Below are 23508 nucleotides of genomic sequence, written 5' to 3'. Positions count from 1 at the left end.
CTAATTGATTAGTAACAAATTAAATTAACAACCCTACAAAATTGAAAGCGTCAGAACGTTTTCGGAGAGAGCGATGAAAGAACAGACCGTATTAAAACAAGTCGCAGAAATGGCAAATATTGCCGACAGTTACGTTAGTGCGTGGGGCGATGAAGCACAAGTATCAGAAGAGACGATTACGTCTCTATTGGCTTCATTGGGCTACGATACAAGCAGCGATGATGCACTGCTTAAATCTGTAGAAAGAAAACACAAAAAAGATGTACTAGACCCAGTTCTTGTCTTGCGTGACGGTGAGCCAGTAGAAGTGGCGCTTAATCTAGGTGTTAGTGCTCGTGAAAGTGAGTTCAGCTGGCGTTTAGAAACCGAGCAAGGAGAGGTACTTGAAGGCTATCTTCAATCTCAAGTCGTTCGTGACGAGCGTGCCGAGGGTGGCCCTTTAGTGTTTGCATTGCCAAGTGATTTGGCATGGGGTTATCACAAGCTGATTGTGAGTCGTAAGCGCCGTAAGAAGCCTTACGAGATGACATTGATCATTACGCCAAAAGCGTGTTTCAAGCAGTCACCAATCGAGCAAGGCAAAAAGCTTTGGGGACCAAGTGTTCAACTGTACACACTAAGAACTCAGCACAACTGGGGTATTGGTGATTTTGGTGACCTTAAACAGCTTGTTGCTGATATCGCTTCTCGCGGTGGTGATTTTGTTGGTCTAAACCCAATTCACTCATTATTCCCAGCGAACCCAGAAGGCGCGAGCCCATACAGCCCGTCCTCACGTCGTTGGTTGAACATCTTATACATTGATGTGAGCTCAGTACCTGAATTCGCATTAAGTGCTGAAGCACAACAAACGGTAGGCAGCGCTGAATTCCAACAGCGTCTACAAAAAGCTCGTGAAGCGCACTGGGTAAACTACACCGAAGTGTCTGAACTTAAGATGAGCATCTTGCCTCTGTTATTCGCAGAATTTAAGACTCGTCATTTAGATAAAAACAGCGATCGTGCACAAGCGTTCTTAGCGTTTGTAGAAGAGGGTGGTGAAAGCCTGATGCATCAAGCGGCGTTTGATGCTCTGCACGGTGAGTTACATGCTGAAGATTCAGGTATGTGGGGCTGGCCAGTATTCCCAGAGAAGTACCGTACATTCGACAGCCCAGCGACACAGAAGTACATTAAAGAGAACCTAGAGAATGTTCACCTTTACATGTACCTGCAGTGGTTAGCGGATTGCCAAATCAACGATGCACAATCTCTTGCTGAAGAGAAAGGCATGGCCGTTGGTTTGTACCGTGACCTAGCTGTTGGTGTTGCTGATTCAGGCAGCGAAACTTGGGCCGATGAAGGCAACCTAGTGATGGATGCGAGCATCGGTGCTCCACCGGATGTGCTTGGTCCTCTAGGTCAAAACTGGGGTTTACCACCACTTAATCCTGAAGTGCTTCAAGAAACGAGCTACGACGCATACATTAAGCTACTCCGTGCCAATATGAAGCACTGTGGTGCACTTCGTATTGATCATGTTTTAGGCCTACTGCGTTTGTGGTGGATTCCAAAAGGCGAAAACGCAACCAAGGGTGCGTACATCTACTACCCAGTACAAGACATGCTGTCAATTCTGGCGCTTGAATCTCACCGTTACCAATGTAGCGTTATTGGTGAAGATTTAGGTACTGTGCCGGATGAAATCGTCGATATTCTAGCGGATGCGGGCGTGCATTCTTACAAAGTATTCTTCTTCGAAACATCAGAAGATGACGGTGGCTTTATCTCACCGAAACATTATGCGCCACAATCGATGGCGGCACTTTGTACTCATGATATGCCAACGCTTCGCGGCTTCTGGCATTGTGATGACTTGAAAATGGGTCAAGAGATTGGTTTATACCCAGATGCAGAACAGCTAGAAACCTTGTTCGATGACCGTCTGGAGTGCAAACAAGGTATCTTAGATTCAGTGGCATGGCATGGCTTCTTACCTGAAGGTGTTGGTCGTGATGCAAGCCAAGTACCGATGGACTCTTATCTTGCTGAAGCACTTCAACTGCACGTTGCGGCTGGTGGTTCGACACTTCTCAGTGTTCAACTGGAAGATTGGTTAGAGATGGATAAGCCTGTAAACATTCCTGGCACTGTCGATGAATACCCTAACTGGCGTCGTAAACTATCAATGAACTTGGACGAAATATTTGCTCACGAAGGGGTAAATCGTATCGCTTCTAAGCTGACTGACGTTCGAGAAAAAGCAGCTAAGTAATGACGTTGAGTGACTTGAAATTAAGTGGTTTTTTGCTTACGCCGTACGAAACTACAACCTCGGTCACTCAATAATGAATGCTCATCTGGTAGAATAAACCGTCGTTATATTGCCCGCACTAATAGCGGGCATTTTTGTATTATATTTTTTGGATGTTTGGTTAGGGAGAAGCGTTTTGGAACTAAGTTCGATTTCAAAGCAAAAACAAATATATACCCAACTATCACAGGCTTGTTTCACTGACCCATTTGCGTTTTTAGGGCCATACCTACCTTCTGAGCAAGGTGCATTACGTGTGTGGATTCCTGGGGCAAATAAAGTCGAGTTGATTGTTGGAAAGGAACCTCGTATTGAGTTAGCGCGAGAGGGTGAAAGTGGTTTCATTCTTAAGCAAGAGAGAGATTTACGTTTTACTCACTACAAGCTCGCGGTTGATTGGGCTGGAGTCGAGCAGATCATCGATGATCCATACCAGTACCACGATCTGTACGCGAGTTATGAAGATCTCCATACACCTAAAGATATGTATCATCACATGGGGGCTCAGTTTATTACGCTAGAGCGTGATGGACAGATGATTTCAGGTACGCGTTTCTTGATGTATGCACCGCATGCAACAGCGGCAAGCTTAGTGGGTAACTTCAACGCTTGGGATGGTCGTCGTCATCCAATGCAACGCTTAGATTATGGCATGTGGGGCCTATTCATTCCTGAACTGGAAGAAGGCGCTCAATACAAGTTTGAATTAAAAGGACCTGATGGCGAAGGCTTACCACACAAAGCTGACCCATGGGGTTTTTACTCTGAGCAATACCCTTCATTTTCTTCTGTGACTTACGATCACGCGCGTTACGAGTGGCAAGATACTCAGTGGCAGAATCGCCCAGTAACGCAAAAGCGTAAAGAAGCACTTTCGTTCTATGAACTGCACGCTGGTTCTTGGAAGCGTAACGCTGAAGGGGAATTCTTAAACTACCGTGAACTTGCTGCTGAATTGATCCCATATTTAACGGACTTGGGTTACACGCATGTAGAGTTGATGCCGGTTTCAGAGCATCCGTTTTACGGTTCTTGGGGCTATCAGCCAATAGGCTTGTTCGCTCCAACGAGTCGTTTTGGCTCTCCTGATGACTTCAAATTCTTCGTCGATCAATGTCACCAAGCTGGTCTGGGTGTTGTTCTGGATTGGGTTCCAGCACACTTCCCTAGTGATGATCACGGCTTAGCCAACTTTGATGGAACACCTTTGTTCCATGATCCAGATCCACGTCGTGGTTGGCACCAAGATTGGAATTCGTACATTTACGATTTAGGCAAAGAGCATGTGCGCCGTTTCTTGGTTGCAAACGCACTGTACTGGTTTGAACAATTCCATATCGACGGCATTCGTGTTGATGCGGTTGCTTCGATGTTGTACCTCGATTATTCGCGTAGCCATGACCAATGGATCCCGAATGCGGATGGCGGCAATGAAAACTACGACGCTATCGCAACCCTTAAGTGGATGAACGAAGAAGTTTACAAGCACTTCCCTAATGCGATGACTATTGCTGAAGAATCGACGGCTTTCCCTGGTGTTTCAGCCCCAACCTTTATGGGCGGTTTAGGCTTCGGGTTTAAGTGGAACATGGGTTGGATGCACGATAGTTTGTCTTACATCCAAGAAGATCCAATCAATCGTAAATATCACCACGATACAATTACCTTCCCATTGGTTTATGCACACAGTGAGAACTATGTATTGTCTCTATCTCACGATGAGGTGGTTTATGGTAAAGGATCTATCCACGAAAAAATGCCTGGTGATGAGTGGCAGCAAACGGCAAATCTACGTGCTTACATGGGTTACATGTACGCGCAGCCGGGTAAGAAGCTGAACTTCATGGGTGCTGAATTTGGTCAGACGGCGGAATGGAACCACGATGATCAACTGCAATGGTTCTTGCTAGATTATGAACGTCATCAAGGCGTTCAGCGCTTAACGAAAGATTTGAACAACCTGTACCGTTCTGAAGCTGCAATGTATGATCTTGATTTCGACCCGAAAGGTTTTGAATGGCGTCTACAGGATTCAGCTGAAGCGAGCATCTTAGCTCATGAGCGTATCAGTGAATCAGGCGAGCGTGTACTGGTGGTTTCTAACTTTACCCCCGTTCCTCATGAGCACTTCCGCTTAGGTGTTCCAGCGCAAGGTCAGTACTCTTTGTTATTGAATACAGACTCTGCTGATTATGCAGGCAGTGGCTTTGAAGTGAAGCCGGTTGCTGAGGTTGAATCAGTAGAAAGCGAAGGCTTAGACACATCGATTGAGCTGCGTTTACCACCGCTATCGACCGTTTTTTACAAGCTAAATTAGGTCTATAAGTTGAAGTAAGCGATAACTAAAAAGAAAATGGGAGCCGAAAGGCTCCCATTTTTGTATTTATAACGCTTGGTTTAATGCTGATTGAAGTTCGTGAGATAGAACATTGAACGTCCTACGACAGTCTCAAGGATTCGAACGGAATCAAGCCCAAAGCTATTAAACATTATCTCGCGGAATTGACCATCTGAACTGATGTTAAACTGTTCAGGGCTCTTGACCTGGGAGGCATGGAAAAACATCAATTTGATCACGAATCGAAATTGATCATTATCTAGAGCGTTTTGCCAAGATTGAATGAATACTTCTTCCGACGAGAACTCTAGATTCTCTATAACAATTGATAGCATGTGTTGGTGTAACGCTGATCGGATAGCGCGGGTCGATGGATAATAGCCCTGAAGCGTCGTCAAACTAATGCCAATTTCTTGAGCAATCCTTGCATAAGTTAGTGCTTCATGTCCTTCAGCCAGAAAAAGGTTTAGTACGATCTCATCGTAGTGCTTTTGATTTTCTAGTTTCTGTACTTGAGTAATTCGAGCCATTACAAATCTCTATTGAGTGTGACATTCTGTATATAAATTACGGATTGAGGATATTAGCAAACTATCTGGGAATAGACCTTAAAAAACAAAAAATCACACATAAAAAAATATAATTTATCCATATTTCATACGTAAATAGTTGTTTATGAATAATAAAGGCCGCTTGAGTAAGCGGCCTTTGTTTGTATTGGGTATGTTTGTGTAGAGTTTGCGAAGTTTAGAAAGGGTACCAGAACAGTTGATCTTCGAGTGCTCTCTTTGTGATTGCGAGTATCACGGCTAATGTAATAACTGTTAAACAGACAAAGTCGATACGTTTCAAAGGTGCATAGCTATACCAAGTACGCGCCTTGTGTCGGCCAAAGCCTCGAAGCGTCATTGCATTTGAAATCTCGTCTGCGCGGTCTAAGCTAGAGAAAATGAGCGGCCCTAGAACCTTAGCCACGTTTTTGATTCGAGTTATTAGGGGCGCTTTCTTCGAGAGTTCTACACCACGAGCTTGCTGAGCATGCATGATATTGATGAAGTCCTTCTTAACCTCTGGCAAGTAACGCAGCGTTAAGCTTACCGCATAGGCGATCTTGTACGGAACACCGATACGGTTGAGGCTTGCGGCAAACTCAGTCGGATGCGTAGTGAAGACGAATATTAACGCTATCGGAAACATGCTCATGTACTTAAGCGTGACGGTGACTAAGTAAAACAGAGTCTCCTGGCTCAACGAGTAGTTACCCGGTAATGTCAGTAATACAGTTTCGCTACCGATGAGCTCAGTGCCTTGCTGCGGAGCAAGCAGGAACATGAATAAAGCATTTAGACTTAAGACACTCGCCGTGCCTAATAACAAAGGCTTATACACGCGTATAGGCACATTGGTGAGTTTTAATAGGTATAAACCAGTCATAATAAGCAGCGTAATCAATCTCAGGTCGAACGTAGTCAATACCACGGTTACCCAAGCTAAGAAGAGTGCAAATTTCGTGATGCCATTTAATGCGTGCAGGGGGGATTTGGTATCAATGTAGTTGATGCCGAATTTTACTTTTGATGCGTTCATAGAGAACTTCTCTCGTAGTCGATGAAGTACTGCATAAACGCATTGGTATCGTCGATTTTCATCATAGTCGCGAGTTCATAAATACTAGTGGTACAGAGGTTTGCGCGTTCTAGAAGCGATGGCTGACTAAACACTTCCGTCATGGCGGCATTGGCAATAAGCTTGCTGTCTGCGATTACGATCGAACGTGTGGTGTACTCTAGAACGAGATGCATGTCGTGTGAGATGATCACCACAGTAATACCCAAATCACGGTTAAGCTTTTGGATAAACGCCAACATTGACGTGTAGTTTCGGTAATCTTGGCCTGCAGTTGGCTCATCTAAGATGAGGAGTTCAGGTTCCAACACTAAGATAGAAGCAATGGTTACACGCTTTTTCTGACCGTAGCTTAAAGCTTCGATAGGCCAGTGACGGAATTTACTCAGCCCACATAGCTCAAGAACATGCTCTACTTTTTCTGTGATCAGCTCTTCTGCAATATTGCGGTTACGAAGACCAAAAGCAATCTCGTCAAAAATCATATGATGCGAGATCATATGATTTGGGTTCTGCATTACTACACCGACCTTTTGGCTTCTTTCGAAGATAGAAAGCTCAGATAAGTCTTCACCATTTAGATATGAGGATCCTGAATCGGCATCGATCACACCCATGATGAGTTTGGTGATGGTAGATTTACCCGAGCCGTTCTTGCCCAGAATCGAAACAAACTCGCCTTTGCCAATCTTGAAGCTCACATCTTCGAGTGCGTTCTTCTCGCCGTCGTAAGAATAAGTCAGACCATGAACTTCGAGTAAAGGTTGATACTGCTTTTCTGCAGCTGGGGCAGGGCGGTCAGCAAACCAAGCTTGAACTGCTGGGCGGAACCTTTTGTAATCCAAAGCTTTGAGGTTTGACAGCTTATCTTCGCAGGTTAGTGGGGCTTTCGCCGCTTTAAGCGCAGATAAGTAAAGAGGCTCACGAATACCATGCGTATCAAGTAACTTAGACGCTAAAATTTCATCGGGCGTCATATCCGCGACAATTTCACCGCGCTCCATTAAAATCACACGATCAATATCGCGATGCAGGACATCCTCAAGGCGATGCTCGATAATCACGATAGTCTTGTTGGTTTCGTTATGAAGTTGGTCGATGATCTCGATGGTCGCCTTACCTGTCTTAGGGTCAAGACTGGCTAAAGGCTCATCAAACAGCAAGATATCAACGTCATCAACTAAGATGCCGGCTAGCGATACTCGCTGCTTTTGACCACCTGAAAGATCGTGTGGCGAGCGCTCAAGCATGTCCGCTAGGTCAACCATTTTTGCCGTCGACTTAACTAACGGGTACATGTCAATGTTCGACATCAACTGGTTTTCTAATGCGAATGCGATATCTTCGCCGATGCTTAAACCCACAAATTGGCTGTCAGTATCTTGCAATACTGTGCCTACCTGCTCGGTATAGTCGTGCATCGAAAATTCAGAGATATTCTTGCCGTTGATCTCTAAAGAGCCAGTTACCTCACCTTTAATTGCATGAGGTATTAGGCCATTGAGGCATTGACCTAGGGTAGATTTACCGCTTCCGCTTGGTCCAATAATGACGATTTTCTCTCCTTTCTCTATCCTTAGATTGATATTTTTTAGCGTCGGTTTATCCAGCGACTCATATCTAAAAGAGAAGTTCGAAAATTCTATAGTCATTGGCGCTTATGCCTCAGTCAGGTTGCGGCTTTGTTTGTTGCGTTTAGCGACTGATTTTAGGATCAGGAAGCCCACAACAGCAATCAGAACGGTGTTACCCGCTGCGATGATAGACAGTTGAGTGAAGACTTTAGTAAACGGTTCTGCGTATAGGATAGTGTCTAGGAATGCGGAACAGCCGTAGCCTACAACGTTACCTGCAAGGGCAAGTACCACGAACAATACAAAATCTTTCATTGGCAGTTCACCTTGTTGAAGACGGTTCTTAGTCATCATAGGGAACAAGCCGATAACCATGCCTACGATGCCTGAGCCTAATACCCAAGTTAACCATACGCCCCAACCAGCAAATAAATCCGTTACCCAGTGACCAATAAAGCCAACCAAGAAGCCAACGATAGGGCCGAACAAAACAGAAAACAGTGCTAAGACTGCCATTGCTGGTTTCAATGTCGTGTTAGCAAACACTGGGACACCAAACATAGGTAAACCACCAATGCCATACAGTGCCGCGCCAATGGCGATAACGACCACTGTTTTAGCTGAAAAGTTCATAGATAACCTCGAATACTGAAAGATAAAGCATGATAAAGAACGAATATTCGCCATTATTAATATGCGTCTCAAGGAGAACGTTTTTTGGGCAAATATAAAAAATAAGGCGCGCATTATACAGTAGAACCCTTCCATAAGGGAAGGTAAGTGTCTAGATGTCTAAAATTCCATCCGAACACTCAAATATCATGTAAAAAGCACACTTTTACGGTTAATCAAGCAACAAAAAAGCCAGAACGGGTCTGGCTTTTTGATTCATCTTAACAATGTGTTAAGTGGGTTCATCGTATATCTACGACCATTTTGTGGTCTAGGTATAGTTAGTGGTCTAGATATAGATAGTTTTGCCAGCTCTTCATGCGAATAAGGACCTTACGCATGATAGACACGTGAGTGAAGCTGTCAGAATAAACGGCAACCTCAACTGCAGTACCCATAGGTAAATGGTAGTCAGACAGATCATCAGTGATGCTCAATTTAACAAACACACGACCACTGGTACGCAATGCGTCAGTACCTAGAAGCGCGCCTCGAGCTTGGAATTGGCTCTCACCAATAGCTGGAATCACTTCATCAATACGTCCTTTAAATACTTTTCCTGGCAATGCTCTAAATAGGAACTCAGCTTTGTAACCTGGTTGTAGGCGCTGTAGCGAGTTTTGTCTAAATGCAGCGGTATAGAACTGTTCTTCTGTGTGAACAAATGTCATCACGGGAGCTAAAGGAAGTGGTACTGCCATTACACCTGGGCGTAATGCTAGTTGCGTAACGTATCCGTCAGTGGGAGCTCGAACCACGGTTTGTTCTAAATCAAACTGAGCTTTACGTAATTCAGCTAATAAGCTTAAAACCGCTGTATTCTCGCCACCTATTTCAGAGTCCAAGGCGATCTTTGTTTGTTCTAGGTTTGCATCCGCAACTTTCACGGCCGCTTCCGATGCTTTGTAAGCTTGTCTGCGAGTATCCAATTGCTGCTCGGTAAAAGCGCCGCTGTCGTAACCGCGCTTGTAACGAGAAAACTCACGTTTGGCTTTATCTCTTTCTGCGATGGCTTTGATTTTTGCAGCCTCTGCTTCAGCCACTTCAGATTCCATTCCAAGCGCACCTTGGTTTGCTTCTTTTACCTTGGCTTCTAACCTTGCGACTTCAGCTTCGAATGGAACTGGGTCGATTTTGAAAAGAATATCCCCTTGCTTCAGAGGTTTGTTTGCTTCTACAGGCACTTCGATAACTTTACCCCTAACGCCTGAAACGACTGGCGTTGTTGAGTAAACTTGGTTACCGATTTGCGTAAATGGATGGTTGTAGTTCATTAGTAGAATTAGGGTACCTACTATGATCACACCTCCAAGTACGGCAGTGGGTACTGTCCACTTATTTAGCGGGATATTGAACACCTTGAAAATGGTGATACAAAGCGCCGCATAGGTCATTATCAGCAGTAAATCCATTATTTAGCCTCCTGATCTTGAGCGTTATTTTGATCTTTAGCTTGATTCTCTTTCACTGAATCGGCTTGTTTGAGTTGAGCAATTTCTTCCTGAAGCGTGCTAACCTGATCGATTAAAATATCAACACGATGATGAATGTCGTGTTGTTCTTCTTCTAATTTAGCAAAGCCCCAGCCACGATCTTTGCGCCATAGTGTCGCCCAAATCCATAGGAACGGCCAAATTGTGTGCAAAGTGAATAGGCTAACCCAGCCTGAAACATGAATAGCATCTTGATGAGGATGATTGCGTTCTTTCGCTATTTCGTAAGGAATATCGTGAATAACGATGATGCCGTAAAAGATGACTAATGCTACGAAAATAAGTAAGCCGAGCGCAAAGTAGTCTAAAAACATAACAGATCCTTGTAATGTTAGATATTAGTTATAAATATACTACGCTATCATCCAAGTAATTGTTATAAAAATGATTTACCGAGTTGAAAATAATGTGTTGTCGCTTCTAATGCGAATAAAAGCATTGATGAATCTTATAAAATCTCATCGCGTTTGAAGAGGCTATTTCGGCTTTCTGGTTGGTATTTCAGCTGAAATGATGACAGCTACGATTCTAAATGACGTGCATAACCACAAGGGGCAAATACGGATGTATATAGGTGAATTGGCGGCCATTGGCGCTGCAATTGTGTGGGCGTGTGCGACATGGATCTATGGGCAATTTGGACATCGCTTCTCTGCGATGCAATTGAACATTGTTAAGGGTGTTGTAGCCTCTGGCATGATGCTGTTAGTCATGCCGTTAATACCGATGCCTGAATTTGAATTGAGTACCAACCATTTTCTGATATTGGCAATTTCAGGTGTGATTGGCATTGCGATTGGAGATAGCGCCTATTTTGCGGCGTTGAAAAGAATCGGTGCTAATAAGACACTGTTACTGGAATCTTTAGCACCGCCTCTTTCTGGCGTGCTGGCACTCATGTTTCTTGGTGCCGCATTAACGTTGCAAAGTTGGCTCGGAGTCGTGATTACAACATTAGCGGTGACCTTTGTTGTCTTTCAGCCATCAAAACCGGCGAGCGGTGAATCGAATGACAAAGCACAGTGGGGTGGCATTGGTTATGGGCTTGTGGCGAGTGTTTGTCAGGCATCCGGTGTGGTGATTTCTCATTACGCGTTAGTGGCGGGTGATATCCCACCATTATTAGGTGCACTGATTCGTCTCACGATAGGTGTGTTTGCCGTAATGCTGATTATCCCTTTTGTTGAAAAGAAGCCGTATTCATCGATAAAAAGAGATTTATGGGAAATGACCAAGCTCGATAAACTTTGGTTATTAGGGGCAATCTTTGTCGGGACGTTTCTCGCTCTATGGCTTCAACAAGTGGCGCTGAAAAATGCGAACCCTGCGATTGCACAAACATTGATAGCGACCAGTCCGGTCTTTATTTTGGTGATTTATGCGATTAAAGGGGAGAAGGTGTCAAAGCAAAGCGTCATAGGGACGCTTGCTGCCCTTGCTGGAATATCTCTGTTCTTTTATCAATAAGATGCAGGCTTACCTACAGACCTACAGACCTACAGACCTACAGACCTACAGACCTACAGACCTACAGACCTACGTGGCACTATTCTGTACACACTTGATTACGGCCGTTGGCTTTCGCTCGGTATAGCGCTTTATCGGCACGGTAGAAGGTACGCTGAGTATTTTCTCCGTCGCGATGTAAAGTGATACCGATACTCACGGTTAAACCGCGTTCTCCGAGTATTTCATGCCATCCGAATTGGAAGATGCGCTCTCGATAATTTTCAGAGTGCATTTCTGCTTTCGCAAGGTCAGTGTTCTCAAGGATGACTAGGAACTCTTCTCCGCCAAACCTGACACATGACGCGCCTCTAAACTTAAAGTACGAGCGCAGCTCTTGAGAAACGCTGACAATCGCTTTATCACCCACTAAGTGGCTGAGTTCATCATTGATAGACTTAAAGTGGTCGATATCAACAACCATCAAGGCGAAAGGTGCTTCGTGAAGCAACAGGTCTTTTAGTTTCACATCTAACCATCGACGGTTGTGTAACCCGGTAAGTGGGTCGGTGAAAACATCTTGTTGTAGTTGAGCAACTGTATTCTTGTGTTGTTCAGTCGTCTCTTTGAGTTCTCTATTTTCTTGTTCAGAGAGAATGAGTTTGAGTTGTAACTCAAAACGCGAAAGGCGGCGTAGTTGGCTTGCACCGAGTTCGCTGATCGGGATCTGCTTCATCAGATCCGTTTCAATTCGGTAACCTTTTTTCTCATAGCTCAGAGCTTCTTGAAAACGGCCCTGATTCATACATACGTCACTCAAAGAGTCATAGAAACGCTTTGCAAGCACTGGCGATGAGTAGGCTTTTACACGTTTGTCTGTGCTCGACAAAATCATGCTCGCATAGTCTTGCTTCCCGGTTGCACTTAGGCAATGTGCTAACTCGAGGCGAGTCATGGTTGCGAGCCAGCTTGCTTGAGTGCTGTTGGCTGGGTATTGAACTTTTGATAGGCAACGTAAGGCTTCATGGTATTTTTTCTTAGCACGAAGCACTTTCGCCTGGTAAAGCAATATCTGAGCAGTGAGCAGCTTGTCACTTACCAAAATACTGAGTTCTTCGCACTCATTCAGTAAATCGCTGGCCGCGGTAATGCGGTTGAGCAGAAGTAGGCTTGCTACCATATGCAGCTTGAATTTGAGGCGAAGTGAGCGACTGCTAATCGCGTGGTCTATACTGCTGATTTTTTGGTAATAGCGAAGAGCTCTGTTGTGATCACCATAGGCATCACACAGGTTCCCCATGCCTAAAATTGCCAATACATATTCATCGATATGGCCATGTTCAACCGCGATTGTCGATGAGCTGACGAATTCATTCAGTGCCGATGTGTAATCACCAATTTCAACTAAGCGGTCACTTAGGCTGGTCTTTACTGTGAGAATGTCTTCGATATCTACAGGAAGGTGGAGTAGGTCGAGTGCAAGCCTGAGTTCTTCAATACTGGTTTGATTTTGTTGCAACTCGGCACGGTACTCAGAGCTGATTATATAGCAGTGCGCTTGCTCTGTTTGCGTGGTCGAAACGTGCTGGCGAATGTGGTTCCAGAATATGATCGCTTCTTCACCCGATACCGATGAAGGGTCTAAACCAGCATCTGTGATTTTGCGTAATAGGGTTTCCATTATTCTATTACCTCAGCATCGTCTTCTTCTAATTGTTCAAGAGTGAACGGGAACGTCAAAATATCATTGAGGCTGACGGTAGGTCTCGAACCTTTTAATCCTTTTCTATGCCATGGATATATTTCTAGCATGGTGCTGAGAGTTTGGAAGGTTTGTTCTGCGGCTTCGCCTTTTTCTGAAAGCATCATAGCAACACGCTCTGAACTCAGCCTAGCGATGAAGTCGTTTTGATTACACAAGGTATGAGCAATCTCGGTACAGACATCTAAGTAATCGGTATCGACATGATGGAACATAATGATGCTGTGGTTCGAACGCTTAAGTTCTGTCTTAAAGAGGACCAGCTTCTCCCACCAAAAGGTTTCAGAGACGACATAAGAGAGGTGCTTTTCAGGATCGTATTCATGCTGGCCACGAATACGATTAATCAGCTTTCGTGCTCTCTGTTCAAGCTGGCGTTTTGAACTGCGCGCTTTGTCTAAACCGACACGATTAGTTTGCTCTTTAAGCATACCGATGGAATATTGACGGTACTTTTTAAAGGCGACCAACGCAGCTTTGAAATCTTGGTTTTCTTCGGCAACCAAGGATTGTTGGTAACAAATTTGGCTAAGCAACTCACCATTATCGAATTCATTTGCAGAGTGTTCAGCGAGTTTCAGCAATTCTGCCGCATGTTCTGGTCTTTTTCTCAGGAGCTCCAATCGAGCTCGACTGATGTAAGAGTGCGCTTTCATCCAAACGAGGTTGTGTTCTACGGCTAGATTGTGCGCTTTGGCTGTCGCGCGCTCTGCATCATCTAGACGTTCAAGCCCAAGCAGAGCAAGGCCTCGAAAGTCCCATACTTCGGCATGCCAAGTGTTATCTTTATGCTCTTTTAACGCTTCTTCTGCACCGTCGAGTACCGACAGCATTTCAACATAGTTGTTAAGCAGGTAGTAATCCCAAGCGAGCAGTATTCTTGCTTTGCCCTCTAGCCAACCAATGCGGCTGTTGTTAGCCACTTTAACGGCAAGCTGATGGGTAGAACGTGCAAGCTTATATTCATGAGTCATTCGCCAAATGTTGCCAAGCCCAATGAGACATTCAATTTGAATCTCGACTTCATCAACCAGTGCAGATTGCTCTAAGGCATTGATCCAGAACTGTTGGGCGGAGTAATACTTGGCTTGTCCCCAGTACTGGAGCGCGTGTAAATGGAGTATTTCAGGGAGGAAAAGGTCGGTATCTAATCGGTTCTGGCGCTTGTAGGCTTCCTTGATGTACTTCAAACCTTTTTGGTAATCCATCAGGTTCCAGCTACACCTTGCCATTAACATCAACGACTGGATAGCACCCTCTTCAAACAGAACTTGCTCCGATCGGACTAGGCACTGTTGAGCAATCTCAAGGATCACCGATGGCTCAGAGTCGACACGAGTTTTGAGTTGTTCTAGTTCTGTTTCAAGAAGGTACTGGTTTTTGTCCAAGACTTAGATCCATAATTATCGAACATATTGATAACACAATCATTATAAGTGTGTGATTTGAGATAAGCACCAATTATCTTTCTTAGAGCGTCAAAGGAACATGTATCTTTTCTAATTATGGGTGTTACCTCATGTTGTTGCTTTAAAATCAATGAGTTCCCGAATAATTATCTAGCTGATACGTGTCTATGAAAGTAGTTGCTTTAAGGTCAATGGCTGCTCTGCTACACCTAAGCGCTGCGCTGCCGTGAGCCCTTGCTTATCTTGGTAGCACAGATTGTGCCAAGCTCTGAATATGTCGAGTAATGGAAGAATGCCTCCAGGACGAAGCTTACGTCTGGGCTCATTAATGAAGCTATCAAATAACAGCTGGAAGCGTTGTTGATAGAACTTGGTTTGCTGAATTGAGGCAGTGTTAAACCATTGTTTTGGTTCTGGATTGTTACCCGTCAGGTAGCAAATACCTTTCTGATTATCACCTTGATTTGCGATAGCCCAACGATCGCGCCACCAGCTCATGTGAACGATGTCGATCTTTTCGAAACTTTGATCGTCTTGCCAGCCAGGATCTTCCTCTACATACATAAGGTCAATATTTTGACTCTGAATGCGCGGCAAACATACACTTAAAGCGGCAGATCTTAGTAATGGATCTTGTGGCATATAGATAGCAACATGCTTGTCTTCATTACACATATCAAGCACATGTAAGAAGTGAGCATAGGAGGTATAAGGCGGTCGAATCAGCGCGCCTTTCGAAGGGTAGCTAAATGTGGTGAGGTTACCCATAGGATCCTCAACGTTACCTCTCGCTAGAATCACTTGGTACTGCTGTTCAATACGCTCTTTCAACTTGTCAGATGGCTGAGGTTGTTCGAGGTTCGCTTCTGATGAGTGATCTTTGGATACAAAACGCGCAACATCATCGTAAGGATTGTGGTCAACATTCCCTGAAGGCTCTTCATTTTGAGAATAGTTGACGTGTTGGCAAAGGATATAGCCAGAATGCGCCTCACCCGTTGCTATCCAAACCACACCATTGTTGCTTTGCGGTTGCAGACGTTGATAATGAGAAGCGAATTGATAATCTTTGGCATGATTAACCCATCGTGCATCGATCATCGCTAATTTACGACGGCAACGGCTCGCGATGTGGTCAACATGATCATAGAAAGTCTTTGGGTTGATCTCAAGTTTTCTGCAGATTTCACGTACGGAATAACCCATGAACAATAAGCCCATGAGGTTTTCTTGAAACTGAAGTTTTTTATTGGATCCAGACCACTTGTCAACGAAGGTTGACTGGCAGTCTTTACATCGATAACGCTGCCTGTCGCCACTGTAGCCGAAGGCATGGTAAAGATGTTTGTGGGTATGAACCGATAGGCCAAAGTTATCGCAATCATCATTGCGGCAAGCAGGAAGGCCATCGCTGTGAAGTTGTCGCAGGCGATGAAGTTCGCTTAACACTTCACGATTGTTAAGTAAGGGGGGGAAAGCTCCACATTCACGACAAACCATCGCTGGACGCTTAGGGTTCGCGTGTTGCAAAACATACCGTTTTGCATCGCTCAAGCCAAAGTTGTCACACGCCAATGTTTTACAAAAGTTGAGTTGCAAACCATCCGCATCTTTTGGCAGCTTGTCGTTAGACACGATCTCCCCCTCGGGATTATTTGAGCAGCCAAGTGAACTCGGCTGCGAGGTAACGCTTTTCAATGTATCTTTATCAAGTCGTTAGATGTTGATTGCAGTCTCTAGAGCAACTTTCATCATGTCGTTGAAAGATTTTTGACGATCTTCAGAGCTTAATTTCTCACCACGGATGATGTGGTCAGAAACTGTTAGGATGGTTAGTGCTTTAGCACCAAGATCCGCAGCAACACCGTAGATACCAGCCGCTTCCATATCAACACCAAGGATGCCTAGCTTTTCCATTTTTTCGAAAAGGTCAGCTTCTGGAGTGTAGAAAAGGTCTGCAGAGAATACGTTACCAACTTTAACTGGAACTTCTTGTGCACGTGCTTGGTTTACAGCTTCTTCTAGAAGACCGAAATCAGCGATTGCAGCGAAGTCGTGATTGTTGAAACGAATGCGGTTTACTTTTGAGTCAGTAGAAGCACCCATACCGATAACAACGTCCATTAGTTTAACGTCGTCACGTACCGCACCACAGCTACCTACGCGAATAACGTTTTTCACGCCGTATTCAGCGATAAGCTCGTGTACGTAGATGCAGCATGATGGGATACCCATACCGTGGCCCATTACAGAAACTTTCTTACCTTTGTAAGTGCCTGTGTAACCAAACATGTTGCGAACGTCACAAACTTGCTTCACGTCATCAAGGAATGTTTCTGCAATGTATTTTGCGCGAAGCGGGTCGCCCGGCATAAGTACTGTTTCTGCGAAATCACCAGCTTGAGCATTAATATGAGGTGTAGCCATGGTCGTTCTCCAAAGTTTAAACGGTAATGATAGGAACAGGATTTAATCAATTACCGATTCTGTTGAATTGAATTCGTTTTGTTGAGGCAATATTAGCGAGTTAAAACGAGGCTCCATGAGACTTTAGTCACAAAACCGCTTTGCCATTATAGTTTTATTAATATTGATAACCAAATATGTTGAAAGCGTAAAGGCAATCGATTTTGTATGGGTAAATTGCACGATATTTAAAGATAAAGCTCGAAATATAAATCTGTTGCATATTGCCTTGGAGGCAACAATACGTTGTAGAGACGTTTGATCAGCGATAATCTAAACTTTGATAAAGAGACAAACCAAGGAATTGTATGTCGTATTGCGCTAACTCGACGCCTTCGCACTCGATGAAAACACAGTTACAGACGAAAACAAGGTTACATAAGCTAGCGTTGGTCGCTGTTAAATCCACATTGATTGCTGTTAAGTCCACATTGATTACGGCTAGAACGACTTTGTTTGCTGTGAGAACTGCTTTACTTGCTCGGGTAATCATTTTGCTTGCTGGCGTGATGACTTCGTCGTGGGTGTCTGCTGCAACTTTTGAGTTGCCACCAACAGAAAGCCGTATCGTGGGCAGAATACAGCAACACGAAGTTGCGGCGGGTGAAACCTTGGCGATCATTGCAAAGCAATACGATATTGGCTTTCTCTCTTTAATGGCGGCAAACAAAGGGGTCGATCCTTTTCTTCCTGCTGAAGGCTATGTGCTAAGCATTCCTAGCCGTTTGATTTTGCCGGATACTCCGAGAAAAGGCATTGTGATTAACCTTGCCGAGTTGAGGTTGTACTACTTTGAGCCTGAGAAAAATCAGGTGCATGTCTTCCCTGTCGGTATCGGTCGAGTAGGGCGAGATACTCCCGAGATGATCACAAAGATAAGCCAAAAACGTCCAAACCCGACTTGGACTCCTCCAAACTCAATTCGCAAAGAGTACTTAGAGAAAGGCATAGAGTTACCAAGAGTGGTTCCTGCTGGGCCTGAAAATCCTTTAGGTGAATATGCATTGCGGCTTGCTTATGGTGCTGGTGATTATCTGATACATGGTACCAATAAAGACTTTGGGATTGGCTTGCGAGTGAGCTCAGGATGTATCCGTATGGAACCTAAAGATATTGCGTGGCTTTTTGAACAGGTTAACCGTGGCGAGCAGGTCACGATCATTGATGAACCGATTAAAGTGTCTTTAGAGCCAGACAGAAGTGTGTTTGTTGAAGCTCATGAACCATTGACACGAAGTGACGGTTCTAAAAAGTCGTTACAAATTCCGGTTGAGTTAAAATGGTGGCTTGAAGATGCTGATTTACCGAATTCAAAGGCGAAAGCGGTTATTTTTGCGCAAAATGGTGTGCCTGTTGAGATCGCACCGCCTGTGATTGAGTTTTAATTCAATAGGTTCTTTGGAAAGCATCATTGCTTTTTTTCTTTCTCTTTCTCTTTCTTCTCTTTTTCTCTACCCCAAATAAAAAACACCACCTCTATTCGGAGGTGGTGCTATCAATTTACTGCATTTTGCGACTTATATAATCTATAGATTAACTGCGTTATCTTTCAATTACTTAGTGTAAGACTCTGCAATGTTGTCGATACGGTCGTTAGCACGATCCGCTTCTTCTTTTGCTGCCATAGCGGCTGCAGATGCTTCTTGAGCTTTCATTTCTGCGGCTGCTTTATCACTCTTAAGCGCTTCAACTTCGCTGCTTAGTTCAGCAACTTGGTTAGTCAATTGATCCATTTCTGACACTGCAGCTTCTTCAGGCTCTGAAGAACAACCGGCTAAAATGAAAACTGAGGCTGCAGCTGCGATTAACGTCTTATTCATAAGAACTCCTTGCTTATTTATCATCAAAAGATGCGCTATACATTCTTTATCATATAGTCGCTTCATTAATGATTGTAGCGACTAATTTTTTAACTGCAAAAACAATAACTAAAGAAATTGCTAAATTTTTGAGGTAATTAGCTAAGCATCACAGTCTGTCTCATTTTTGAGACGGTGGAGTTGGAATCGATTTTTACATTATTTGGAGGGCCTATCCCTTTGGTGCCAATGCATACAATATCCTAGGCAACTTGAGATATGAGGATAAATTTACTGTGATCTCTATCCTTATAAAGTACTTTCGCGGTATCATGTCACGTTAAATTAATTTTATTCAATACCATCAAGACTGGAGAGTCCTTTGCACTTTAAAGATTTAGGCTTAGACAACCGCTTACTGAAGAACTTAAAACATTACGACTTCAAGAAAGCGACAGAGATCCAATCAAAAGCGATCCCTGTTGCTATTGCCGGTAAGGATCTATTGGCTTCATCAAAAACGGGATCAGGAAAAACGTTGGCGTTTGTGTTGCCAATGATACACAAAGCATTAAAAACCAAAGCGTTTTCTGCTAAAGATCCTCGTGGTGTAATTTTGGCTCCTACTCGTGAGCTAGCAAAGCAAGTTTACGGCGAACTGCGAAGCATGCTTGGTGGTCTGTCTTACGAAGCCACACTTATCTTAGGTGGTGAAAACTTTAACGACCAAGTTAAAGCTCTGCGTAAATACCCTCGTTTTATTGTTGCGACTCCAGGACGTCTTGCGGATCACCTTGAGCACCGCTCACTGTTTTTAGATGGTGTTGAAACGCTAATCCTTGATGAAGCTGACCGTATGCTTGATCTTGGTTTTGCTCCTGAGCTACGTCGTATTGCGAATGCAGCTAAACACCGTCGTCGTCAAACTCTAATGTTCTCTGCAACGTTAGATCATGCGGAAGTTAACGGCATTGCAAGTGAGATGTTAGACGCACCTAAACGTATTTCTGTAGGCGTTTCTAACGAGCAGCACCTTGATATCACTCAGAAATTCTACCTGTGTGATCACCTTGATCACAAAGAAGCGATTTTAGACCGTGTCATTGAGGAAGCTGAATATCGTCAGGTGATGATCTTCACTGCAACTCGTGCCGATACTGACCGTTTGACGGAAAAGCTGAATGAGAAGAAGCTTAAAGCGGTTGCATTGAGTGGTAATCTAAACCAAACACAACGTAACGCGATCATGAGCCAATTTGAGCGTGCGGTTTACAAAATTTTGGTAACAACAGACGTTGCTTCACGTGGTATTGATATTCCAAACGTAAGCCACGTTATCAACTTTGATATGCCTAAACATACGGAAGAGTATGTTCACCGTGTTGGTCGTACTGGCCGCGCTGGTAACAAAGGTGACGCGATCTCTTTGGTAGGTCCAAAAGACTGGGATAGCTTCAAACGTGTTGAGCTTTACCTTCAGCAAGATCTTACTTTCTCTGTTCTTGAAGGTTTGAAAGGCAAGTTTAAGGGCATTAAGCCGCGTAAACCTGTTGTTACTAAAGGCGGTCCTGCGAAGAATAAAGCGAAGACTCAAGCTAAGAAAACACCTAAGAAACCTGTTAAGCGCGATAAGAGCTTCCACCAAAATGTGGCAGTGGGTGATAGCGTGTTTATCCCTAAGAAGAAAGTCGCACCAAAGGTGGACGACGAGTAAGCAACTCGCGTGAACTAAAGCTGATGTTTATAAAAACTGATCTTTATAAAAGTTAACGTAAAAAAAACCGCCAATGATGGCGGTTTTTTTGTGTCTGTACTTTGTGTAAGCCCTTAACTTCCGGTACTTACAGGAGGTAACTCATGATACTCGCTGGGCTCTTCCTAGTTAGAAATTGAACGTCGAGAATGAGTACGCCAAGATATGGTCTGCGATGTATTTATGAGTAGCCGTCGTTGGATGCGTAACTCCCCAGAACACATAACTATCAGAGCCGTATGTGGCACAGTCATTGGTTAAACTATGACTGCGTAAATAGTCGGTTGATGAGCTTCTGTTGATATTTAGGCAAGCGTCACTCGCATTTCTAAAACCATGCTGTTCAGGGTTATCGGTAATACTCGCGAAGAGTGCGCTTGCATCGAATAACACCACGTTTTTCCCCATACCTTGATAATATTCGGCTTGGGCTTTGATGAATTGGTTGAATTCTAATATCTTGCCACGAACTTTAATGATCTCTTGCTCCGTCGAGTATCTGAATTGTGGCGCTTTGGTCGCATCGGGCAATGTGAACAGCAAGATATTACTCGCACCAGATTCCGTTAATCGGATCAGAGCGCTGCCGAAATCAGCTTTAACATCGGCGACTTCTCGGTCGTAATTCATAAAATCATTGAGCCCAAACTCTAGAGTAAACAAGGAGTTTTCTGGGCGATAGTTTTTAGCGACTTTCATGTAGGTTAGATAAGAGGTGACTTGGTCATAGACGCCTGTTAGAGCGACGTATTGATTGGTACCTGCTGCGCCACCCACGGCCCAGTTATATAGGGGAAGATCTTTCGCTTTTGCTAAATATTCGGTCCACACCAAACCGTTTGAAAAGTGTCCCAAAAACCATGAATTCGCATTTGGGAAAACCCATTGAGAGCCATTAAATAGGTTGCCAGTGTCAGAGAGGCTATCACCAAAAGTGACAATGCGATTGATGGTATTGGCTTGAACAGCGTTATCGTTGGTCCAGATGGAGTGATTGTAAGAGAAGCGATTGTCTGCGGCAAAGTAGGTGATGTCGGCAGCGTCATGTTGGATGCCGAGAGTCTGCTCACAACGCTGTTTGATTTCAGATTGTGGGGTATCACTGTAGAACATGTTCTTGAAAGAAACGGAAGACCACCAGTATCCGTTGATCGTGTAATCGTCGCCGTTTTCTTTTTTCGCCCATTTCCAATCGGTGGCTGCAGAGTCGTGCGATGCATCGGTTCGATACCAACATCGAACATAAGAATAAGTCTCTGAACCTTGTGTGCTGAGCACTTGTGCTGATGTCATCGATTCTGGTGTCAGTATCGAGTCATCTGCAGCATAAGCCCCAAATGGTATGGTTAACGCGAGTATTAAAGCCGTATTTTTCATCACTGTATTCTCTTTGATATTTAGTGAGCCAAACAAAACGTTGTTGCTTGTTACCTATTGCTTGTTGATAAGTGGATAAGTAAATAACTGGTACGACCTATATCGAAAATCAATAATTACCGTCAATACATTCAGGTTGTTGGCGTTCCATAATTGGTATAAGTATCAACTTTCCAACGACTTTCTGATTGAAAAATAATCAACTCGAAGCGAGAGATTTATCATTTAATATTCGATTTCTGAGAGCTACTACTCGCCAGTTTGTCGGCGTAGATCTAAAAGAGGTGAGCTGTTTTCGTGAATGTCGGGCTTATCTTTGGTCAAGATAATTGAAGTTTTAGCGTCATTGATTTTCGTTAAATGTTAATTTAATCAATAATTTATGGTGTAGATACTTAGGCTGGTTCTAATTTGTCTAATGTTCATCACAACTGTTTAATTCAAGTTCAATATCACAAATATCAAGTTGCTATTTTCTGTTTTATAAAATCATCAACTACGGTTCTCTTTACTCATCAGAGGTCTAATCTGTTTAAGGAAAGAGCATTGAAAAAGATATTAATTTGGACGATAGCCTGCCTATCCAGTTTTGGTGTCTATGCCGGAACGAGCGCATCGGCGTTAGAAGCCAGCGGATACACGGAAACGAAATATCCCATTATGTTGGTACATGGTTTGTTTGGTTTCGATACATTAGCGGGTGTGGATTATTTCTATGGCGTACCTGAGTCCCTAACCAAAGATGGCGCGAGTGTGTATGTAGCGCAAGTATCAGCGACCAACAGCTCTGAAATACGTGGAGAGCAGTTACTGGCTCAAGTAGAGACTCTGTTAGCTGCGACTGGGGCAAGCAAAGTGAATTTGGTTGGTCATAGCCACGGAGGGCCGACTGCACGTTATGTGGCGTCGGTTCGACCTGATCTTGTTGCGTCCGTGACGAGTATTGGCGGGGTTCATAAAGGCTCAAAGGTGGCTGACTTAGTGCGTGGAACCGTAGATGAAGGCTCTGCGACAGAAGGTATTGCGGTTAAGTTGGCTGGTGGATTGACCACGCTTATTAACTTGCTGTCTGGTGGCTCAGATTTGGATCAAGACGGGCTTGCCTCTTTTGAAGCTTTGACCACCGAAGGTTCGCTAGCATTCAATCAGTTTTACCCTGAAGGCGTTCCTACGTCTGAGTGTGGTGATGGCGAATGGCAAGCGAGTAATGGCGTTTATTACTACTCGTGGACAGGGTCTTCCAATTTTACCAACCTTCTTGATCCTACTGATGGGGCGATGACAATCCTTGGCTTAGCATTCAATGAACCTAATGATGGTTTAGTGGGAGCATGCAGCGCGCATTTGGGCAAAGTGATTGGTGACGATTATAAAATGAATCACCTAGACGAGATCAATGGCTTGTTGGGTATCCACCATCTTTTTGAGACCGATCCTGTGACGCTATATCGTCAACATGCCAATCGATTGAAGCTGGCAGGCCTGTAGGTGGCTCTGCCC

At 44.1% G+C, this 23508-nt stretch carries 18 protein-coding genes; 6 read left to right on the top strand and 12 right to left on the bottom strand.

The annotated features are described in order from the left end of the window. Positions 1–73 precede the first annotated feature (73 nt). On the top strand, positions 74–2254 hold the full coding sequence (gene malQ / locus AC3CHU_RS17350; protein ID WP_488526031.1) for a 4-alpha-glucanotransferase: 2181 nt from the start codon (positions 74–76) through the stop codon (positions 2252–2254). Between the two features lie 175 nt (positions 2255–2429). Continuing rightward, positions 2430–4610 carry a 1,4-alpha-glucan branching protein GlgB gene (gene glgB, locus AC3CHU_RS17345; RefSeq protein WP_488526030.1) on the top strand — a complete coding sequence of 727 codons (2181 nt, stop codon included), beginning with the start codon at positions 2430–2432 and terminating at the stop codon, positions 4608–4610. An 80-nt stretch (positions 4611–4690) separates the two neighbouring features. On the opposite strand, the gene AC3CHU_RS17340 is transcribed toward glgB, so the two are convergent. The 6 genes from AC3CHU_RS17340 to AC3CHU_RS17315 form a co-directional block, all read right to left on the bottom strand. After that, the gene (locus AC3CHU_RS17340; protein WP_017090325.1) at positions 4691–5161 is read right to left on the bottom strand and encodes a TetR/AcrR family transcriptional regulator; all 471 of its coding nucleotides are present in this window, start codon (positions 5159–5161) and stop codon (positions 4691–4693) included. A gap of 217 nt (positions 5162–5378) precedes the next feature. Next, on the bottom strand, positions 5379–6218 hold the full coding sequence (locus AC3CHU_RS17335) for an energy-coupling factor transporter transmembrane component T family protein (protein WP_171307580.1): 840 nt from the start codon (positions 6216–6218) through the stop codon (positions 5379–5381). After that, a complete protein-coding gene (locus tag AC3CHU_RS17330) occupies positions 6215–7909 on the bottom strand; it encodes an ABC transporter ATP-binding protein (protein WP_488526029.1) in 1695 nt (564 codons plus the stop codon). The genes AC3CHU_RS17335 and AC3CHU_RS17330 overlap by 4 nt, the downstream gene beginning before the upstream one ends. 6 nt (positions 7910–7915) lie before the next feature. Continuing rightward, positions 7916–8464, bottom strand: coding sequence for an ECF-type riboflavin transporter substrate-binding protein (locus tag AC3CHU_RS17325; protein WP_048609818.1), 549 nt, complete (start codon positions 8462–8464; stop codon positions 7916–7918). Between the two features lie 320 nt (positions 8465–8784). Then, positions 8785–9915, bottom strand: a complete 1131-nt coding sequence (locus AC3CHU_RS17320) for an HlyD family secretion protein (protein WP_488526028.1) — start codon at positions 9913–9915, stop codon at positions 8785–8787. After that, the gene (locus AC3CHU_RS17315; protein ID WP_065206708.1) at positions 9915–10310 is read right to left on the bottom strand and encodes a DUF3302 domain-containing protein; all 396 of its coding nucleotides are present in this window, start codon (positions 10308–10310) and stop codon (positions 9915–9917) included. Before AC3CHU_RS17315 ends, AC3CHU_RS17320 begins: the two co-directional genes overlap by 1 nt. 250 nt (positions 10311–10560) lie before the next feature. On the opposite strand from AC3CHU_RS17315, the gene AC3CHU_RS17310 reads away from it, so the two are divergent. Beyond that, positions 10561–11463: a DMT family transporter gene (locus AC3CHU_RS17310; RefSeq protein WP_065206709.1), complete on the top strand. Its 903-nt coding sequence runs from the start codon at positions 10561–10563 to the stop codon at positions 11461–11463. 79 nt (positions 11464–11542) lie between these two features. Here the strand turns inward: AC3CHU_RS17310 and AC3CHU_RS17305 are convergent, their stop codons facing one another. The 4 genes from AC3CHU_RS17305 to deoD form a co-directional block, all read right to left on the bottom strand. Then, the gene (locus AC3CHU_RS17305; RefSeq protein ID WP_017081835.1) at positions 11543–13123 is read right to left on the bottom strand and encodes a GGDEF domain-containing protein; all 1581 of its coding nucleotides are present in this window, start codon (positions 13121–13123) and stop codon (positions 11543–11545) included. Continuing rightward, complete coding sequence (locus AC3CHU_RS17300) at positions 13123–14592, bottom strand: hypothetical protein (RefSeq protein WP_017090319.1); 1470 nt, start codon at positions 14590–14592, stop codon at positions 13123–13125. Before AC3CHU_RS17300 ends, AC3CHU_RS17305 begins: the two co-directional genes overlap by 1 nt. A gap of 186 nt (positions 14593–14778) precedes the next feature. Further along, complete coding sequence (locus AC3CHU_RS17295) at positions 14779–16248, bottom strand: lactate dehydrogenase (protein WP_029222154.1); 1470 nt, start codon at positions 16246–16248, stop codon at positions 14779–14781. A gap of 81 nt (positions 16249–16329) precedes the next feature. Then, entirely contained in the window at positions 16330–17040 is a 711-nt protein-coding gene (gene deoD / locus AC3CHU_RS17290) for a purine-nucleoside phosphorylase (RefSeq protein ID WP_004732072.1), read from the bottom strand. Positions 17041–17387: 347 nt separating this feature from the next. Here deoD and AC3CHU_RS17285 point away from each other — a divergent pair, with 347 nt between their 5' ends. Then, positions 17388–18464, top strand: a complete 1077-nt coding sequence (locus AC3CHU_RS17285) for a L,D-transpeptidase family protein (protein WP_488526027.1) — start codon at positions 17388–17390, stop codon at positions 18462–18464. 168 nt (positions 18465–18632) lie between these two features. On the opposite strand, the gene AC3CHU_RS17280 is transcribed toward AC3CHU_RS17285, so the two are convergent. After that, a complete protein-coding gene (locus tag AC3CHU_RS17280) occupies positions 18633–18899 on the bottom strand; it encodes an Lpp/OprI family alanine-zipper lipoprotein (protein ID WP_004732066.1) in 267 nt (88 codons plus the stop codon). 361 nt (positions 18900–19260) lie between these two features. Between AC3CHU_RS17280 and AC3CHU_RS17275 the strand changes: the two genes are divergently transcribed. Continuing rightward, entirely contained in the window at positions 19261–20592 is a 1332-nt protein-coding gene (locus AC3CHU_RS17275; protein ID WP_017073676.1) for a DEAD/DEAH box helicase, read from the top strand. Positions 20593–20760: 168 nt separating this feature from the next. On the opposite strand, the gene AC3CHU_RS17270 is transcribed toward AC3CHU_RS17275, so the two are convergent. After that, on the bottom strand, positions 20761–22008 hold the full coding sequence (locus tag AC3CHU_RS17270) for an SGNH/GDSL hydrolase family protein (RefSeq protein ID WP_488526343.1): 1248 nt from the start codon (positions 22006–22008) through the stop codon (positions 20761–20763). Positions 22009–22554: 546 nt separating this feature from the next. Between AC3CHU_RS17270 and AC3CHU_RS17265 the strand changes: the two genes are divergently transcribed. Beyond that, a complete protein-coding gene (locus tag AC3CHU_RS17265; RefSeq protein WP_488526026.1) occupies positions 22555–23496 on the top strand; it encodes a lipase family alpha/beta hydrolase in 942 nt (313 codons plus the stop codon). Positions 23497–23508 lie beyond the last annotated feature (12 nt).

The organism is Vibrio sp. QJM3NY_39 (assembly GCF_057785895.1).
This window is presented reverse-complemented; position numbering and strand designations above follow the sequence as displayed.

Bases quoted from the DNA above. Each gene is read 5' to 3' on its own strand.
- AC3CHU_RS17340 (WP_017090325.1), bottom strand. From the start codon at position 5,161: ATGGCTCGAATTACTCAAGTACAGAAACTAGAAAATCAAAAGCACTAC.
- AC3CHU_RS17335 (WP_171307580.1), bottom strand. From the start codon at position 6,218: ATGAACGCATCAAAAGTAAAATTCGGCATCAACTACATTGATACCAAA.
- AC3CHU_RS17310 (WP_065206709.1), top strand. From the start codon at position 10,561: ATGTATATAGGTGAATTGGCGGCCATTGGCGCTGCAATTGTGTGGGCG.
- malQ (WP_488526031.1), top strand. From the start codon at position 74: ATGAAAGAACAGACCGTATTAAAACAAGTCGCAGAAATGGCAAATATT.
- AC3CHU_RS17315 (WP_065206708.1), bottom strand. From the start codon at position 10,310: ATGTTTTTAGACTACTTTGCGCTCGGCTTACTTATTTTCGTAGCATTA.
- AC3CHU_RS17330 (WP_488526029.1), bottom strand. From the start codon at position 7,909: ATGACTATAGAATTTTCGAACTTCTCTTTTAGATATGAGTCGCTGGAT.
- AC3CHU_RS17270 (WP_488526343.1), bottom strand. From the start codon at position 22,008: ATGAAAAATACGGCTTTAATACTCGCGTTAACCATACCATTTGGGGCT.
- deoD (WP_004732072.1), bottom strand. From the start codon at position 17,040: ATGGCTACACCTCATATTAATGCTCAAGCTGGTGATTTCGCAGAAACA.
- AC3CHU_RS17280 (WP_004732066.1), bottom strand. From the start codon at position 18,899: ATGAATAAGACGTTAATCGCAGCTGCAGCCTCAGTTTTCATTTTAGCC.
- AC3CHU_RS17320 (WP_488526028.1), bottom strand. From the start codon at position 9,915: ATGGATTTACTGCTGATAATGACCTATGCGGCGCTTTGTATCACCATT.
- AC3CHU_RS17285 (WP_488526027.1), top strand. From the start codon at position 17,388: ATGTCGTATTGCGCTAACTCGACGCCTTCGCACTCGATGAAAACACAG.
- AC3CHU_RS17325 (WP_048609818.1), bottom strand. From the start codon at position 8,464: ATGAACTTTTCAGCTAAAACAGTGGTCGTTATCGCCATTGGCGCGGCA.
- AC3CHU_RS17305 (WP_017081835.1), bottom strand. From the start codon at position 13,123: ATGGAAACCCTATTACGCAAAATCACAGATGCTGGTTTAGACCCTTCA.